Source organism: Enterobacter cloacae complex sp. SHL020 (assembly GCF_049236945.1).
GTDB classification, from domain to species: domain Bacteria; phylum Pseudomonadota; class Gammaproteobacteria; order Enterobacterales; family Enterobacteriaceae; genus Enterobacter; species Enterobacter dykesii.
In genome coordinates, this window is sequence record NZ_JBMKJF010000003.1 from 371,292 (window position 1) to 386,404 (window position 15,113).

Consider the following 15,113-nt stretch of genomic DNA (forward strand, 5'->3'; position numbering starts at 1 on the left):
CTTATGCGCCGTATTTCTTCTGCCACGCCTGCACCAGACGCTCGCCCAGCTCTTCTTTATCCATAAAGCCGAAGCCCAGCACGTTGCAGCCTTCGTTGATGGCGGTCACGCCCTCTTCCACCGAACGCATGCCGTATTTCGCTTTGTAGCCATATTTGGTCTGGGCGGTGATAGCGCCCGCGCCGCCGCTGCCGCAGAAGGAGATGCCGAAGGTGGCGTTTTCCGCTTTCATCACGTCGCCGAGCTTCATATCGGCAGCCATACCCGGCACAACCACCGCGCGTCCACCTGCTTTTTCCACACCGGCAGCCACTTTCTGACCTTTACCCAGGCGATCGCCAATCACGACTGTAATCTGTTCCATGTGTTGCTCCTTAAAGGTTGTCTTTCGCGACTTCAAAGTGAACGGAGAGCAGCCAGGCTTCTTCATCAGGAAGATTGCCAAACTGCGCGACCACTTCACGGGCGAGCCGCATTGAATCCGGTGAAATTTCGTCAAACAGCTCTGCTTCAACCTCCGGCAGCGGCTCGCCGGTCACGGACCGGTGCGCCATTGCGCGCACGTGGGAGGTGAGCATCTGCTCCTGTACCGCATTGGGGATGATGTTGTTCCGGGCAAGCAGGGCATAAACCTGCTGTAGCATGGTGTTCGCGAGCTGTTCTGTTTGCTCCGCCTGTTCCCCAACGTCGTTCATTACCGCTCCGTTAATCACTGGTCTTACCCCGTTAATGGCTCTGGAATAAAACTAACGTTGGGGGGGAATTGTTTGTAGCGAGTTGTTTTCCACTTCGAAGTGGAAAGGCGAGCCGCAGCAGTGATCTGTGCCACATAAATGCGGTGAATCTGAATTAATCACGGTATTTACGTGATGAATATCACGTATTCCAGCGGCAAAACGCGTGCCGGGGAAACGAAACGTTCAGGCGTGGTGACGCAAAAATGTGATGGCGATAGGGTTTACTTATTACCGCGCAAAAAAACGGGGGCCGCTGGCCCCCGCTGGTTGTTTGTCAGATGCGCGATCGGTTAACGGTATTTCTTGTGATACGTGTTACGCGTCGTCACAAACTGCTCGGCCGCCGCCTGGGCTTCCTTCACTTTGCCTTCGTTAGCCAGCTTCAGCGCGCCGTCGATCTGGCCGACCAGCACGTCAAAGCCGTGGCGGTAGTCTTTCATCTCTGCGCTGTCTGCCGCTTTGCTTTCCAGCTTCGGAGGCGTCGCTTTTTGTGCGTCCAGCGCCGCTTCACGCATTTTGGTCAGCGCGTCTTTCATTTCAGCCGCATTGTCGGTTTTCTGCACCACCTTCAGGTTTTGACCGAGGATGCCCATGTCGTCTTCAAGATCGGCAGCAAACGCAGAAGAGCCAAGAACCAGCGTTGAAGCCGCGACGATCGCTAACAGATGTTTACGCATTGCTCACTTCCTTTTTTATTATTAAAACGCCTTTACGGGTATTACTGACCGGCGATTTTCATTTCCGGCAGAAGTACAGAACCACACTGTATATTGCTGCGTGTTTCAATATCGTTACCGACCGTAACGATATTGCGCCACATGTCCTTCAGGTTGCCGGCGATAGTAATTTCGCTCACCGGATACTGGATTTCGCCGTTTTCCACCCAGAAGCCCGCCGCGCCGCGAGAATAATCGCCAGTGATGCCGCTGACGCCCTGGCCCATCAGCTCGGTCACCACCAGACCGGTGCCCATCTCTTTCAGCATCTGCTCAAAGTTCAGGCCCTGTCCGGCAATGCGCCAGTTGTGAATGCCGCCCGCGTGTCCGGTGCTTTTCAGCCCCAGCTTGCGCGCGGAGTAGTTGGTCAGCAGCCACTGGGTCAGAATGCCGTCTTTGATGATATCGCGACGTTCGGTGCGCACGCCTTCGCTGTCGAACGGCGTGGAGGCCAGCCCTTTCAGCAGGTGCGGATGTTCTTCAATGGTGAGCCATTCCGGCAGGATCTGCTTGCCCAGCGAGTCGAGCAGGAAGGTCGATTTACGGTAAACCGAGCCCCCCGCGATAGCGCCCACCAGATGGCCAAACAGGCCGGTCGCCACTTCGTTGGCAAAAATGACCGGGGCCTTCATGGTGGAGAGTTTACGCGGCGACAGGCGAGACAGCGTGCGTTCGGCACACTCTTTACCCACCCACTCAGGAGACTGCAAGTCGCCCAGCGCGCGGCCAATGGTGTAGGCGTAGTCACGCTCCATATCACCGTTCTCTTCGGCAATCACGCAGCTGGAGAGCGAATGACGGGTAGAGCAGTAGCCCTGCAGCATGCCGTGGCTGTTGCCGAAGACTTTGATCCCGTAATGGCTGTTGAAGCTGCCGCCTTCGGTATTGGTGATGCGCTTATCGGCCTGCAGGGAAGCCTGCTCGGCGCGAGCGGCGAGTTCGATCGCTTCGTCCGGGGTCACTTCCGCCGGGTGGAAAAGATCGAGATCCGGCGCGTCAAACGCCAGCAGGTCTTTATCCGCCACGCCTGCGTAAGGATCCGGAGAGGTATAACGGGCGATATCCAGCGCCGCCTGCACCGTACGGGCAATGGCATCCGGGCTGAGATCGGTGGATGACGCACTGCCTTTGCGATTCTGGTGATACACCGTGATCCCAAGCGCGCCATCGCTGTTGAATTCTACGTTCTCCACTTCACCATAGCGGGTACTCACGCTGATGCCGGTGGTTTTGCTGACCGCCACTTCGGCGCCATCTGATTTTTCTGAAGCAAGCATCAGCGCGGTGGAGACGGCTTCTTCAAGAATCTTACGCTGCGCTTCAACTTGTGAGGTTACTTTCATCGCAAATGCCATACTGTAAGAGAGAGTTAACTGAAGTCTAACAGAGAACCGTTTTTCAGTGCGCGTCTTAACTGGTAACATTAGCCTCTTTTTTTAAGGAGCCTGACATGACTAAGCAGCCCGAAGACTGGCTCGACGACGTTCCCGGTGATGACATCGAAGACGAAGATGATGAGATCATCTGGGTCAGTAAAAGTGAAATTAAACGTGACGCCGAAGAGTTAAAACAGCTTGGCGCGGAAATGGTAGAACTGGGTAAAAACGCGCTGGACAAGATCCCGCTCGACCAGGATCTGCGTGATGCCATTGAACTGGCACAGAAAATCAAGAAAGAAGGCCGTCGTCGCCAGCTTCAGCTTATCGGGAAAATGCTGCGTCAGCGCGACGTCGATCCGATCCGCCAGGCGCTGGACAAGCTGAAAAACCGCCACAACCAGCAGGTTGCGTTTTTCCATAAGCTGGAGCAGATCCGCGATCGTCTGATTGAACAGGGTGATGATGCCGTACCGGAAGTGCTGAACCTGTGGCCGGATGCCGACCGCCAGCAGCTGCGTTCCTTGATCCGCAACGCGAAGAAAGAGAAAGAAGGGAATAAGCCGCCGAAGTCCGCGCGCCTGATTTTCCAGTATCTGCGCGAGCTGTCTGAGAACGACGAGTAATCCGTTCCCCTCTCCCCGGAAGGGCGAGGGAGGAAAGAACGTAGGCCCGGTAAGCGCAAGCGCCACCGGGCTTTTTTTTACTCCGCGGCCGCTTCCGCTTTCTTCGCCAGACCGTCCAGCAGCTTCTGATGGATCCCACCAAAACCGCCGTTGCTCATCACCAGAATGTGGTCGCCAGGCTGAGCGGCTTTCACCACCATATCCGCGAGCGCATCCACATCCGCACTCCAGTGCGCAGGCTGAATGCAGGCATCGGCCACTTCCGCCACCTGCCACGGAATATGCTGCGGCTGCAGCAGGAAGACCTCATCGGCGCGTCCTAACGACGGCGCGAGATCGTCTTTGCAGATGCCCATCTTCATGGTGTTCGAGCGCGGTTCCAGCACCGCCAGAATGCGGGCCGTCCCGCCGACCTTGCCGCGCAGGGCGGCAAGCGTCGCCAGAATGGCCGTTGGGTGGTGCGCGAAATCGTCGTACACGCTAACGCCGTGGGCTTCACCGCGCAGTTCCAGACGGCGACGGGCGTTGATAAACGAGCCCAGCGCATTGGCCGCATCCGCAGGCAAAACGCCCACGTGACGCGCCGCAGCAATAGCCATCAGGCCGTTGTGCATGTTGTGCTCGCCCACCAGGCCCCACTTCACCTCACCCACTTTCTCACCGTCGAGCAGCACTTCCCACTCGGAGGCATCGGCGTTGAGTTTCTTCGCCTGCCAGTGGCCCTGCTCGCCCACCAGCTCCTGCTCGCTCCAGCAGCCCATCGCCATCGTCTGCTTCAGGTTGATGTCGTTTTCCGGCAGGATGATGCGCCCCTGGCCCGGAACAATGCGCACCAGGTGGTGGAACTGTTTCTGGATCGCTTTCAGGTCGTCAAAAATATCCGCGTGGTCGAACTCAAGGTTGTTGAGAATCAGCGTGCGCGGGCAGTAATGCACGAACTTAGAACGCTTGTCGAAGAACGCGCAGTCGTATTCGTCGGCTTCGATCACGAAGAACGGGCTGTCACCCAGACGTGCAGAAACGTCGAAATTACCCGGTACGCCGCCAATCACGAAGCCCGGCTTGTAGCCGCAGGCTTCAAGGATCCAGGTCGCCATTCCGGCTGTGGTGGTTTTGCCATGGGTACCGGCAACGGCAACCACCCAGCGGTCGCGCAGGACGAAGTCATGCAGCCACTGCGGGCCGGACATGAACGGAATATTGCGTTCCAGTACCGCCTCAACGCACGGATTGCCGCGGGTCATGGCGTTGCCGATGATCACCAGGTCCGGCTCGGGATCCAGCTGGCTGGCATCGTAGCCCTGAATTAACGAGATGCCCTGTTTCTCCAGAAGTGTGCTCATTGGCGGATACACATTGGCGTCCGAACCTGTCACTTCATGGCCCAGCGAGCGCGCCAGCATTGCCAGTCCGCCCATGAAAGTGCCACAAATCCCCAATATATGAATGCGCATACGTCACTATCCTTCTTCAATGTGGCGCACATTTTACTCACATGTTAGCGGCTGTGAAACGCATTTCAGGTAAATCCGTATGTTGCTGGCGCGATTCACCTCTGCGCTACTATTTGAATGTTTGTTAAGATTGTTGGGCTTTAGTCGTTTTAGTGAACATACAATCGCTCTACTCACAAAGATGCAGGGAAAGTGTTATGAAAACGTTAGGTGAATTTATTGTCGAAAAGCAGCACGAGTTCTCTCATGCTACCGGTGAACTCACTGCTTTGCTGTCGGCAATAAAGCTGGGCGCTAAGATCATCCACCGTGATATCAACAAGGCCGGTCTGGTCGATATCCTGGGTGCCAGCGGTGCCGAGAACGTTCAGGGCGAGGTTCAACAGAAACTCGATCTGTTCGCAAATGAAAAATTGAAAGCTGCACTGCGCGCGCGCGACATCGTTGCGGGTATCGCCTCTGAAGAAGAAGATGAAATTGTTGTTTTCGAAGGGTGTGAACACGCTAAATACGTTGTTCTGATGGATCCGCTCGACGGTTCCTCAAACATCGACGTTAACGTTTCTGTCGGTACCATTTTCTCCATCTACCGCCGCGTCACGCCAGTTGGCACGCCGGTAACCGAAGAAGATTTCCTGCAGCCGGGCATTAATCAGGTTGCTGCCGGTTACGTGGTTTATGGCTCCTCCACCATGCTGGTGTACACCACCGGGTGCGGAGTGCACGCCTTTACGTACGATCCTTCCCTGGGCGTTTTCTGTCTGAGCCAGGAACGCATGCGCTTCCCGGAGAAGGGCAACACCTACTCCATCAACGAAGGCAACTACATTCGCTTCCCGAACGGCGTGAAGAAGTACATTAAATTCTGCCAGGAAGAAGATAAAGCGACCCAGCGCCCGTACACGTCGCGCTATATTGGCTCTCTGGTCGCGGATTTCCACCGTAACCTGCTGAAAGGCGGGATCTACCTCTACCCTAGCACCGCCAGCCACCCGGACGGGAAGCTGCGTCTGCTGTACGAGTGCAACCCGATGGCGTTCCTCGCCGAACAGGCGGGCGGCAAGGCGAGCGACGGTAAAGAGCGTATTCTGGATATCGTGCCGGAAAGCCTTCACCAGCGCCGTTCATTCTTCGTCGGCAACAACCACATGGTTGAAGACGTTGAACGTTTTATCCGCGAGTACCCGGACGCGTAATGCCTCTCTACAGGGGAGCCGTTCTGGCTCCCCTGGTCATTTATATATTTTACCGTATAAGTGTTTATAAAAAACATGCTTTAATATTCACCACTGCTCCTGCATTATTTCCATAACAGTTTGACAGATATTTCGTGGAGCAGAAACGTAATGAAAAATTATTCCCGTGCTAATACCGGCATTGATTTAAATCTTATCCCTGTATTTATTGAAGTCGTCCGCTGCGGCAGCATGGCAAAAGCCTCTTTGCGTCTGGAGATGTCACGTCCGGCGGTGAGCCTGGCCTTAAAGCGTTTTAATCAACTCTTTGATGAACCGTTATTTTTCCGCAAAGGTTTATACCTTGAACCGACGGAAAAAGCGTTAGCCTTAACCAGTTCGCTGGAAATATTAATGGGTGATATTCACGATAATATTGCGGCAGTTAATTCCGGAAAAAATAAAACCCCGGCACAGAACGTACCGGGGCTGGGTAATATTATGCAGCGGTCTGAGTCGTCACTTTGAATGATGACATGGCTTCCATCAGCTGACGCGACTGCTCCTCAAGGGAGCGGGTCGCGGCGGAGGATTGCTGCACCAGCGCCGCATTCTGCTGCGCGGTTTCGTCCATCTGATTCACCGCAATATTCACCTGCTCAATACCACGGCTCTGCTCCTGAGACGCGGTCGCAATCTCACGCATCAGTTTGGTCATGCGCAGCACTTCTGTTGCGATTTCGTCCATGGTTTCGCCAGCCTGCTGGGCCAGCTCGCTGCCCTCGTTAACGTGGGTCTGCGAATCGCTGATAAGCGATCGGATCTCTTTCGCCGCGTCGGCGCTGCGGCTGGCAAGGTTTCGCACTTCGCCCGCGACGACGGCAAACCCGCGCCCCTGCTCGCCCGCGCGCGCCGCTTCCACGGAGGCGTTAAGCGCCAGAATATTGGTCTGGAAGGCAATACCGTCGATCACGCTCAGGATGTCGGCGATGCGCGCCGAGCTGCCCGAGATATCGCGCATTTTTTCAATTACGTAGCAGACCATTTCGCTGCCGTGATCGGCCGTGTCGGACACCGACTTCGCCAGCTGGTGCGCCTGCTCGGCGTTATCGGCGTTGAGCTTCACCGTCGCGGTGATCTGTTCCATGCTGGCCGCCGTCTGCTCCAGCGACGTGGCGGTGGATTCCGTACGCTCGGCAAGATCGCGGTTCCCCAGCGTCAGCTCGCGGCTGCCGGTGTCAATCTGCGCGCTGGCATCGCGTACCCGCATAACCGAGTTCATCAGCGACTGTCGCATCTGCTCTATCACCGCGTTGAGGCGGTTAAATTCCTGGCTCGCGGGGGCATTCAGCGTATGGGTTAAATCCCCCGCCGCCACGTTCTCCAGCTGAGCGATCGAGGCCGAAAGCGGCTTGAGCAGCATATGGCGCAGCGCCAGCCAGGCGAGCACGATAATGCCCGCCGTCAGCAGCGCGGCGACGATAATCAGGATCAGGACGCGGGTTTTGCTCGCCTGCACGGCACTCACTTCCGCCTGACCACGCGCTTCGCTCCATTTCTGAAACGCCTGCATATCGTTATCAAACTGCTTCGCCACCGGAATCAGCGTCTTCTCCAGCAGATCGTAATACCCGTCCGCGCTCTGGTCATTCAGGGTTTTCAGCATCGGGTTGATCCCCTGCTGGCTATACGTCGCCAGGCTGGCCGCCACTTTATCGAGCAGCTGTTGCCCCTGCTCGTCAGCCACGCCGCCGTCGATCACGCCTTTCAGCGTTTTCTGGGCCAGGGCAACTTCCTGATTGATGTTTTTTACCGCGTTGGCCGCATCATCCAGCATGCCGATTTCCATCATGCGGACGGCCTGGCCCGCCTCATTGCGCGCGCGCAGGATCAGCGTATAGCCTGAATTAAGCTGCACCATCTGCTCACCCTGAAGGTGATTAATGCGCTGCAGTGAAGAAGAACTCTGTGTGAGGGCATAAATGCCAATGCCGCTGACAATCAGCAGCAGAAGGGTCATAACGGCCAGTAAAGAGAGCAAGCCGGTACGAATCGATAGCGTTTTAAGCATGATATTATTTCCGGTAGCGAGATATTTCTGGGCATAAAAAAAGAGTATCGGCCGCTACCGGAAAATGTTTAGACTTTAAGCAAATTCAGCGTGTTATCGCTCTGTTACCGATGTGTTTACGCGGGTAACAGGTGAGCTTTGGCGGTTCTCCCAGAGCACCGTAAGACCGCGCTGCAGGGCAATAAAAATAAACAACAGAATGCCGATGGCGATCTTCGTCCACCAGGAGCTGAGCGTGCCGTCAAAGTTGATATAGGTTTGTATCAGCCCCTGGATAGCCACGCCGAACAACGTCCCCAGCACCGTCCCCACCCCGCCGCTGAGCAGCGTGCCGCCGATGACCACAGAGGCAATCGCATCCAGCTCAACGCCCACGCCTGCAAGGGCATAGCCCGCCTGGGTATACACCGAGAAGACGATACCCGCCAGCGTCGCCAGGCCGGTCGAGAGCATATAGATGCGGATGGTGGTGCTGCGGGTGGAGATCCCCATCAGGTTTGCCGACGTGGCGTTACCGCCAATGGCGTAAACCTGATTGCCAAACCGGGTACGATGGGCGAGGAAGATGCCAATCACCACCACGCCCAGCATCAGCAGCCCCATCGCGCTCAGGCGGCCGCCGCCGGGAATTTTCCACGCCAGGCTGGAGAGCGTGTCGTACACCGGATGGTTAATCGGAATCGACTCTTCCGACACCAGGTAGCTCACCCCACGGAGGAAAAACATTCCCGCGAGGGTAATGATAAACGCCGGGATTTTTAACGCGTCGATAAGCAGCCCCATAAAGGCGCCAAACGCGCAGCCCATCGCCAGCACCAGCGGAAACGCCACCAGCGGAGAGATCCCCCAGAAGCCGATCGCCTTCGCGAGGAACACGCCCGTGAACGCGATCACCGAGCCAACGGAGAGATCGATCCCGCCGGAGAGGATCACAAAGGTCATTCCGACGGCGATGATGCCTAAAAAGGCGTTATCGGTCAGGATATTGCAAATCACGCGCGTCGAGGCAAAACCCGGGAATTGGGTGAGGCAGTAGAGATACCCCAGCACAAACACGCCCAGCGTGATCATCAACGGTAAATTACGTTTTATCATGTCCACGGATCCCCTTAATGATGCTGACAAAGCGCGGCGACTGGACAATCAGCACGCAGAGCACGACCACCGCTTTCACCACCTGGTTGAGTTCCGGCTGAAATCCCGAGAGCAGGATCCCGGTGTTCATGCCCTGAATGATCAGCGCGCCAATCACCGAGAGCAGCAGGTTAAAGCGCCCGCCCATCAGCGACCCGCCGCCGATCACCACCGCGAGGATCGCGTCCAGCTCCAGCCAGAGCCCCGCGTTGTTGGCGTCGGCCCCGCGAATATCCGCCGCGACGATGACCCCGGCGATGGCGGCGCAGACGCCGCTCAGCACGTAGGTCAGCATCACCATCAGACGGGTGTTGACCCCGGCGTTACGCGCGGCGCGGATGTTAATCCCGACGGCTTCAATGAACATGCCCAGCGCCGTTTTGCGGGTGAAAAGCCAGAAGACAATGAGCGTGACCAGGGCAACGATCACCGGCGTCGGGAAGAACAGCAGGTTGCCGCTCCCGATCCACGCCAGGCTCGGCGAGTTAAAGGTGACAATCTGCCCGGAGGTAATCAGCTGCGCCACGCCGCGCCCGGCCACCATTAAGATAAGGGTGGCGACAAAGGGCTGAATTTTCAGCACCGCCACCAGAATGCCGTTCCATAATCCGGCCAGCACGCCGGTGCCTAAGGCCGCCAGCAGTACCACCGGCAGGCTGTGTCCGGATACGGTCATGGAGGCTGCCGTGGCCCCGGCGATGGCCATCACCGCGCCGACGGAAAGGTCAATCCCGCCGGTGGCGATGACCAGCGTCATCCCGATGGCCAGCAGCGCCACCGGCGCGGCACGGTTTAGAATGTCTATCGGGCTGCCAAACAGGCGACCATCCTGCACGATAATCTGGAAGAAATGCGGCGCGACCAGGCTATCAACCAGCAGAACAACCAGCAGCGCTGCGATTTGCGGCGTGCCGGTTGGCCAGCTGAATCGGCGCTTTGACTCACCGGTTTGCGAAAGCGAACGGGGCATCACGATTTACTCCTTATGCCGCGATGGCATTCATGATCGCCGGAACGGACAGCTTATCCAGCGGGATCTCTGCCACCTGTTTGCGATCGCGCATGATGATGACGCGATCGGCATAGCCCACCAGCTCTTCCAGCTCGGACGAAATAACCAGCAGCGCCAGACCGTCCGCGCACAGGGTTTCGATAAGCCGGATAATTTCGGCGTGCGCCCCCACGTCAATGCCGCGGGTCGGTTCGTCGAGGATCAGGAACTGGGGTTTGGTCAGCAGCCAGCGTGACAGCAGCACCTTCTGCTGGTTACCGCCGGAGAGGAACTCGATCGGCTGTTCCGCGTTCGGCGTGCGGATGCCGAGCTGGCGGATAAAGCGCTCGGCAATGGCGTTCTGCTCTTTACGGGGGATCGGGCGCAGCCAGCCGCGCTGGGCCTGCAACGCCAGGATGATATTTTCCCGCACCGAGGCCGCGGCAATAATGCCGTCCGTTTTCCGATCCTCCGGGCAGAAGCCGACGCCGAGACAGGAGGCCTGATGCGGCGATCGTAAGGTTTGCGGTTTACCCTTGATCAGCGCGCTGCCGCTGTCCGCCGGTTTGATCCCGAAGATCACCTCGGCGGTTTCGGTTCGTCCGGAGCCTAACAGGCCCGCCAGCCCGACAATTTCGCCTGGCCGTACCTCAAGGTTAAACGGCGATATCACGCCTTTCTTGCCGTAATCGCTGAACGCGGCGACCGGTTTCTCGCTCAGCAGCGTGCGCCCGGCGCGCTGAAGGGCGTTGGTTTCCAGCTCGCGGCCCAGCATCATTTTCACCAGTTCGATCTGCGGCAGCTCGCGGGTTTCGCGGCAGCCGACAAAGCTGCCGTTGCGCAGCACCGTGATGCGATCGCTCACCTCATATACCTGATCGAGGAAGTGGGTAACGAAGATCAGGCTGACACCCTGATCGCGCAGCTGGCGCATCAGGGTAAAGAGCATCTCCACTTCCTGGGTATCGAGGCTGGCGGTGGGTTCGTCGAGGATCAGCACTTTTGCAGAGAGATCGATCGCGCGACAGATGGCGACGATCTGCTGCATCGCCACGGAAAAGCGGTTCAGCGGCTCGCGGACGTCGAGGGAGAAGCCGTACGATTCCATCAGCTTTGTCGCCCGCGCTTCCATCTCTTTGCGGCGCAGCAGGCCAAAACGGCGTGGCTCACGGCCAATAAACAGGTTATCCGCCACCGACATATTCGGCAGCAGGTTCACTTCCTGGTACACCGTCCCGATCCCCAGCTGCTGGGCATGGGCGGTATTTTTTGGCGAAATGGCGTTGCCTTCCAGCCAGATCGTGCCGCGATCGGCGTGATAAACGCCGGTGAGGGATTTAATCAGCGTCGATTTTCCCGCGCCGTTCTCGCCCAGCAGCGCCATGATCTCACCGCGCCGCAGGCTGAAATCAACGTTATCCAGCGCCTTTACGCCGGGGAAGAATTTGCTTAAGCCCTCTGTGCGGAGGATTTCCTGGTGTTGTTCAGTTTTCATATTTACGTCCCCGGCACGTTCCCGTAGGCCGGGTAAGCGCAGCGCCACCCGGCAATTTCACAGGATCAGTAGCCCATATTTTTCTTCTTCTCTAACTCTTCTTTCGCCGTGTCTGGCAGATAGAGCGTGGACTTGGTAACCGTCACCTTCTCAGGCATCGTGCCGTCTTTCTTGAATTTCTCCAGCGCGTCGAATGCCGGGCCCGCCATGTTTGGCGTCAGCTCCACGCTGGCGTTGGCTTCGCCGTCGATCATCGCTTTGTAGATGTCCGGCACGCCGTCGATAGAGCCGGTGAGGATATCTTTGCCCGGCTTCAGGCCCGCTTCTTTAATGGCCTGAATCGCACCGATCACCATGTCATCGTTGTGGGCGTAAACCATGCAGATGTTCTTGCCGTTGTTTTCAGCCTTAATAAAGCTCTCCATGACCTCTTTACCTTTACTGCGCGTAAAGTCGCCGGACTGAGAGCGGATAATCTTGATGTTTGGCGCTTTAGCGATGGCCTCAGCAAAGCCTTTTTTACGATCGATGGCCACGCTCGCGCCGACGGTGCCCTGCAGTTCAACGACGTTACACGGCTTGCCGTCGACCTGTTTCACCAGCCAGTCGCCAATCAATTGCCCTTCAAGCACGTTGTTGGCGGTCACGGTGGTCATATAGAGGGATTTGTCTTTAACGTCGATGGAACGGTCGAGCAGGAAGACCGGGATCTCAGCGTCTTTCGCTTCCTTCAGGACGGGTTCCCAGCCGGTCGCCACGACGGGTGCAATAAAGATGGCATCCACGCCCTGGGCGATAAAGGAGCGCACGGCTTTAATCTGATTCTCTTGTTTTTGCTGACCATCGGCGATTTTCAGGGTAATGCCGCGTTTCTGAGCCTCGCTTTTCGCAACGTTGGTTTCTGCCGCTCGCCAGCCTGATTCAGAGCCGACCTGCGAAAAACCTACGGTTAAGGGAGCGGCCATCGCCATAGACGACATGGCTGCCGAAACTGCTGTGACAAGAAGTAAGCGCTTCCACATATGAGCGTCCTCGTAGGGGTGTTTATTGTTGGTTAAAAGATGTTCTGCGAAATGACTATAGCCCATGAAATATGTAACGAATTGCGTTACATCACACTTCAGAAAAGTGAATAAAACGTTAATCACAAGTTTGTAATCGCTTTCATTTCACCATGAAAAATGTGGCTGAGTTTATGGATTTTTCTGTCATGGAATCGGTCTGAAAAGTGGAGAAAGCGGGGAGAGAAAGCGAAAACAGGCGGAGACATTCAGCGCGAGTTGGCTATAATACCTGCCACTTGTTTACCATCCATTTTAAAGGACACCGACATGAGCTTACTCAACGTCCCAGCGGGTAAAGAACTGCCAGAAGACATCTACGTAGTTATCGAAATCCCGGCTAACGCAGATCCGATCAAATACGAAGTGGACAAAGAGAGCGGCGCCCTGTTCGTAGACCGTTTCATGTCTACCGCGATGTTCTATCCGTGCAACTACGGTTACATCAACCACACCCTGTCTCTGGACGGTGACCCGGTTGACGTGCTGGTCCCAACGCCATACCCACTGGAGCCAGGCTCCGTCATTCGCTGCCGTCCAGTTGGCGTGCTGAAAATGACCGACGAATCCGGTGAAGATGCGAAGCTGGTTGCGGTACCGCACACCAAGCTGAGCAAAGAATACGATCACATCAAAGATGTGAACGACCTGCCAGAGCTGCTGAAAGCGCAGATCACTCACTTCTTCGAGCACTACAAAGACCTCGAAAAAGGCAAGTGGGTTAAAGTTGACGGCTGGGACAACGCAGAAGCGGCGAAAGCAGAAATCATCGCCTCTTTCGAACGCGCTGCTAAGAAGTAATTCTTACTGCTGTTAATGAAGGCCCCGCGAGTCGGGGCTTTTTTATTTCCCTGGTTAAAAGCAGTATAAACGGATTTTTTAAGAAGAATCCCATTTCTTTTGGTTAGGGTATTAAAAACAAAAAGGACACCCTATCATTTATGGTGGGAGTGGTTGAATAGCCTGGCTGTTAATAACATACTGTCATGATGAACATTAATCCCCATTCATTTTAGGATTCATATGTCATCCATTAACATTGATGTTGCCCGCCCAACTGGAATTTATTTTATCATTGAACGACTGTACTCCCGCGATGGTCTTATGCCTTCTGTTGGGGAAATCAGTCCCTCTTTGACACAGGTGCACCGTACCGTCATTCAGCTAAAACGCAAGCAAGATATGTTTATGGATGGTGTTAAGGTTATCCCTAAAGATATTACCCTTTGGCAACAGATAAAATATATTACAGGTTCAAAAGTAACGACCAAAGATACAGATGCGTTAGTGTATACGACCGATTTTATCGGCTCCCTTGTTGCCACAACGCCTTTAGGTAATATTGAGCATGAAAATATTCCTCGCTTCCTCACGACAGAGTCTATCCACTCTCTTCCGCAGGCGGTGAGTTATGGGCGTGATCCCATCCCACAAGTTCTTCTTTATGGTCGTAAGGATATTGTCTTCTTTATGGACAATGGTGGTAAAGGTACGCCAACTGCTATTGCAAAATATAACCACAACACTCGTGATCTTGCCATAATCAAAGATCAGCTAGAAGCCAGTAAAACGATGAAGGAACTGCTATCTAAGGGAGCAAAATTATGAGTAAGAAAAGACATATCGTAAGTCTATTCGTCATTATTATTGCCGCCTTTATCTTTGGCAGAAGTACGTATATTGAATACCTCGCATGGTACTATGGAAGCGATAATTTAATATTCAACGAAATAAATAGCTCCTTACTATCCAGTTTATTTAACGGACTTTACTTCGCTCTATCATCAAGCATTATTTATGCGTTACTCACTCTATTAAAAAGAATTCCCAGAAATATCGTCGTTTCTTGTCTGCTGCAGTTCTGTATTAACATCGGGCTATATACGCTTTTTGTTGCAGTAGATCGAGGATATAGTAAGTTGCATACTTTAGGCTCGGGTGCTACTGATATCACCCACGGCTATTTTTTAGGGGCGTTGCTGACGAGCACACTCCTGACCGTCGCGATCGTGAGCGTTATACATGCTAAGTTTCTTTCTTCAAAGCATAAAGATGGGCTACATAAAGGCGTTTGACTGTTACGGCAAAGACAGCAAATGGCAGTATCTCTGCATCCTGACATTCCAGCTTGCCTGGTTTTTGTTTTACTTATGGATCCCTTATCGAAGCGATTATGCGATTCTGCTGTTTTTACTGTTTTTCCTGCCCGTCATATCAAGCAATACGCGGTGCATAAACTACTATGGCCGTTCACGAGCCTTGTGTTTTTTATGGCTT

16 protein-coding genes are annotated in these 15,113 nt (G+C 55.0%); 6 read left to right on the forward strand and 10 right to left on the reverse strand.

All coding sequences use genetic code 11. The features are described 5' to 3' along the window. Position 1: 1 nt before the first annotated feature. The 4 genes from ACOTZB_RS10605 to pmbA form a co-directional block, all read right to left on the reverse strand. The gene (locus ACOTZB_RS10605; RefSeq protein WP_023293430.1) at positions 2–364 is read right to left on the reverse strand and encodes an SFCGS family glycine-rich protein; all 363 of its coding nucleotides are present in this window, start codon (positions 362–364) and stop codon (positions 2–4) included. A 10-nt stretch (positions 365–374) separates the two neighbouring features. Continuing rightward, complete coding sequence (locus ACOTZB_RS10610) at positions 375–713, reverse strand: glycine dehydrogenase (RefSeq protein ID WP_025911967.1); 339 nt, start codon at positions 711–713, stop codon at positions 375–377. A 314-nt stretch (positions 714–1,027) separates the two neighbouring features. Further along, complete coding sequence (gene cybC, locus ACOTZB_RS10615; protein WP_008501412.1) at positions 1,028–1,414, reverse strand: cytochrome b562; 387 nt, start codon at positions 1,412–1,414, stop codon at positions 1,028–1,030. 41 nt (positions 1,415–1,455) lie between these two features. After that, positions 1,456–2,808 carry a metalloprotease PmbA gene (gene pmbA / locus ACOTZB_RS10620; RefSeq protein WP_023310180.1) on the reverse strand — a complete coding sequence of 451 codons (1,353 nt, stop codon included), beginning with the start codon at positions 2,806–2,808 and terminating at the stop codon, positions 1,456–1,458. A 95-nt stretch (positions 2,809–2,903) separates the two neighbouring features. On the opposite strand from pmbA, the gene yjgA reads away from it, so the two are divergent. Continuing rightward, positions 2,904–3,455 (forward strand): ribosome biogenesis factor YjgA, encoded by a 552-nt coding sequence (gene yjgA, locus ACOTZB_RS10625; RefSeq protein ID WP_042713463.1) that lies wholly within the window; start codon positions 2,904–2,906, stop codon positions 3,453–3,455. Positions 3,456–3,532: 77 nt separating this feature from the next. On the opposite strand, the gene mpl is transcribed toward yjgA, so the two are convergent. Beyond that, entirely contained in the window at positions 3,533–4,909 is a 1,377-nt protein-coding gene (gene mpl / locus ACOTZB_RS10630; RefSeq protein ID WP_421627105.1) for a UDP-N-acetylmuramate:L-alanyl-gamma-D-glutamyl-meso-diaminopimelate ligase, read from the reverse strand. A 197-nt stretch (positions 4,910–5,106) separates the two neighbouring features. On the opposite strand from mpl, the gene fbp reads away from it, so the two are divergent. Next, positions 5,107–6,105, forward strand: coding sequence for a class 1 fructose-bisphosphatase (gene fbp, locus ACOTZB_RS10635; protein WP_023310178.1), 999 nt, complete (start codon positions 5,107–5,109; stop codon positions 6,103–6,105). 150 nt (positions 6,106–6,255) lie between these two features. Next, positions 6,256–6,612 carry a helix-turn-helix domain-containing protein gene (locus ACOTZB_RS10640; protein WP_109845722.1) on the forward strand — a complete coding sequence of 119 codons (357 nt, stop codon included), beginning with the start codon at positions 6,256–6,258 and terminating at the stop codon, positions 6,610–6,612. Here the strand turns inward: ACOTZB_RS10640 and ACOTZB_RS10645 are convergent. From ACOTZB_RS10645 to ytfQ, 5 genes are all read right to left on the reverse strand, one after another. Continuing rightward, positions 6,584–8,155 carry a methyl-accepting chemotaxis protein gene (locus tag ACOTZB_RS10645; protein ID WP_421627106.1) on the reverse strand — a complete coding sequence of 524 codons (1,572 nt, stop codon included), beginning with the start codon at positions 8,153–8,155 and terminating at the stop codon, positions 6,584–6,586. The two genes, ACOTZB_RS10640 and ACOTZB_RS10645, sit on opposite strands and share 29 nt — an antisense overlap. A 93-nt stretch (positions 8,156–8,248) precedes the next feature. Then, a complete protein-coding gene (gene yjfF / locus ACOTZB_RS10650) occupies positions 8,249–9,250 on the reverse strand; it encodes a galactofuranose ABC transporter, permease protein YjfF (protein WP_023293434.1) in 1,002 nt (333 codons plus the stop codon). Next, on the reverse strand, positions 9,237–10,262 hold the full coding sequence (gene ytfT / locus ACOTZB_RS10655) for a galactofuranose ABC transporter, ATP-binding protein YtfT (protein WP_029741734.1): 1,026 nt from the start codon (positions 10,260–10,262) through the stop codon (positions 9,237–9,239). Before ytfT ends, yjfF begins: the two co-directional genes overlap by 14 nt. 10 nt (positions 10,263–10,272) lie before the next feature. Then, entirely contained in the window at positions 10,273–11,775 is a 1,503-nt protein-coding gene (gene ytfR, locus ACOTZB_RS10660) for a galactofuranose ABC transporter, ATP-binding protein YtfR (protein ID WP_257831056.1), read from the reverse strand. A gap of 65 nt (positions 11,776–11,840) precedes the next feature. Further along, positions 11,841–12,797, reverse strand: a complete 957-nt coding sequence (ytfQ, locus tag ACOTZB_RS10665) for a galactofuranose ABC transporter substrate-binding protein YtfQ (RefSeq protein WP_014882271.1) — start codon at positions 12,795–12,797, stop codon at positions 11,841–11,843. 309 nt (positions 12,798–13,106) lie between these two features. Here ytfQ and ppa point away from each other — a divergent pair, with 309 nt between their 5' ends. The 3 genes from ppa (at position 13,107) to ACOTZB_RS10680 (ending at position 14,911) form a co-directional block, all read left to right on the forward strand. Beyond that, a complete protein-coding gene (ppa, locus tag ACOTZB_RS10670; protein ID WP_010427397.1) occupies positions 13,107–13,637 on the forward strand; it encodes an inorganic diphosphatase in 531 nt (176 codons plus the stop codon). 222 nt (positions 13,638–13,859) lie between these two features. Next, on the forward strand, positions 13,860–14,444 hold the full coding sequence (locus ACOTZB_RS10675) for a hypothetical protein (protein ID WP_045402311.1): 585 nt from the start codon (positions 13,860–13,862) through the stop codon (positions 14,442–14,444). Continuing rightward, the gene (locus tag ACOTZB_RS10680; protein ID WP_368525482.1) at positions 14,441–14,911 is read left to right on the forward strand and encodes a hypothetical protein; all 471 of its coding nucleotides are present in this window, start codon (positions 14,441–14,443) and stop codon (positions 14,909–14,911) included. Before ACOTZB_RS10675 ends, ACOTZB_RS10680 begins: the two co-directional genes overlap by 4 nt. Positions 14,912–15,113 lie beyond the last annotated feature (202 nt).

Bases quoted from the DNA above. Each gene is read 5' to 3' on its own strand.
- mpl (WP_421627105.1), bottom strand. From the start codon at position 4,909: ATGCGCATTCATATATTGGGGATTTGTGGCACTTTCATGGGCGGACTG.
- ytfR (WP_257831056.1), bottom strand. From the start codon at position 11,775: ATGAAAACTGAACAACACCAGGAAATCCTCCGCACAGAGGGCTTAAGC.
- ytfQ (WP_014882271.1), bottom strand. From the start codon at position 12,797: ATGTGGAAGCGCTTACTTCTTGTCACAGCAGTTTCGGCAGCCATGTCG.
- cybC (WP_008501412.1), bottom strand. From the start codon at position 1,414: ATGCGTAAACATCTGTTAGCGATCGTCGCGGCTTCAACGCTGGTTCTT.
- ACOTZB_RS10640 (WP_109845722.1), top strand. From the start codon at position 6,256: ATGAAAAATTATTCCCGTGCTAATACCGGCATTGATTTAAATCTTATC.
- pmbA (WP_023310180.1), bottom strand. From the start codon at position 2,808: ATGGCATTTGCGATGAAAGTAACCTCACAAGTTGAAGCGCAGCGTAAG.
- ACOTZB_RS10645 (WP_421627106.1), bottom strand. From the start codon at position 8,155: ATGCTTAAAACGCTATCGATTCGTACCGGCTTGCTCTCTTTACTGGCC.
- ACOTZB_RS10605 (WP_023293430.1), bottom strand. From the start codon at position 364: ATGGAACAGATTACAGTCGTGATTGGCGATCGCCTGGGTAAAGGTCAG.
- ACOTZB_RS10680 (WP_368525482.1), top strand. From the start codon at position 14,441: ATGAGTAAGAAAAGACATATCGTAAGTCTATTCGTCATTATTATTGCC.
- ACOTZB_RS10675 (WP_045402311.1), top strand. From the start codon at position 13,860: ATGTCATCCATTAACATTGATGTTGCCCGCCCAACTGGAATTTATTTT.
- ppa (WP_010427397.1), top strand. From the start codon at position 13,107: ATGAGCTTACTCAACGTCCCAGCGGGTAAAGAACTGCCAGAAGACATC.
- yjgA (WP_042713463.1), top strand. From the start codon at position 2,904: ATGACTAAGCAGCCCGAAGACTGGCTCGACGACGTTCCCGGTGATGAC.
- fbp (WP_023310178.1), top strand. From the start codon at position 5,107: ATGAAAACGTTAGGTGAATTTATTGTCGAAAAGCAGCACGAGTTCTCT.
- yjfF (WP_023293434.1), bottom strand. From the start codon at position 9,250: ATGATAAAACGTAATTTACCGTTGATGATCACGCTGGGCGTGTTTGTG.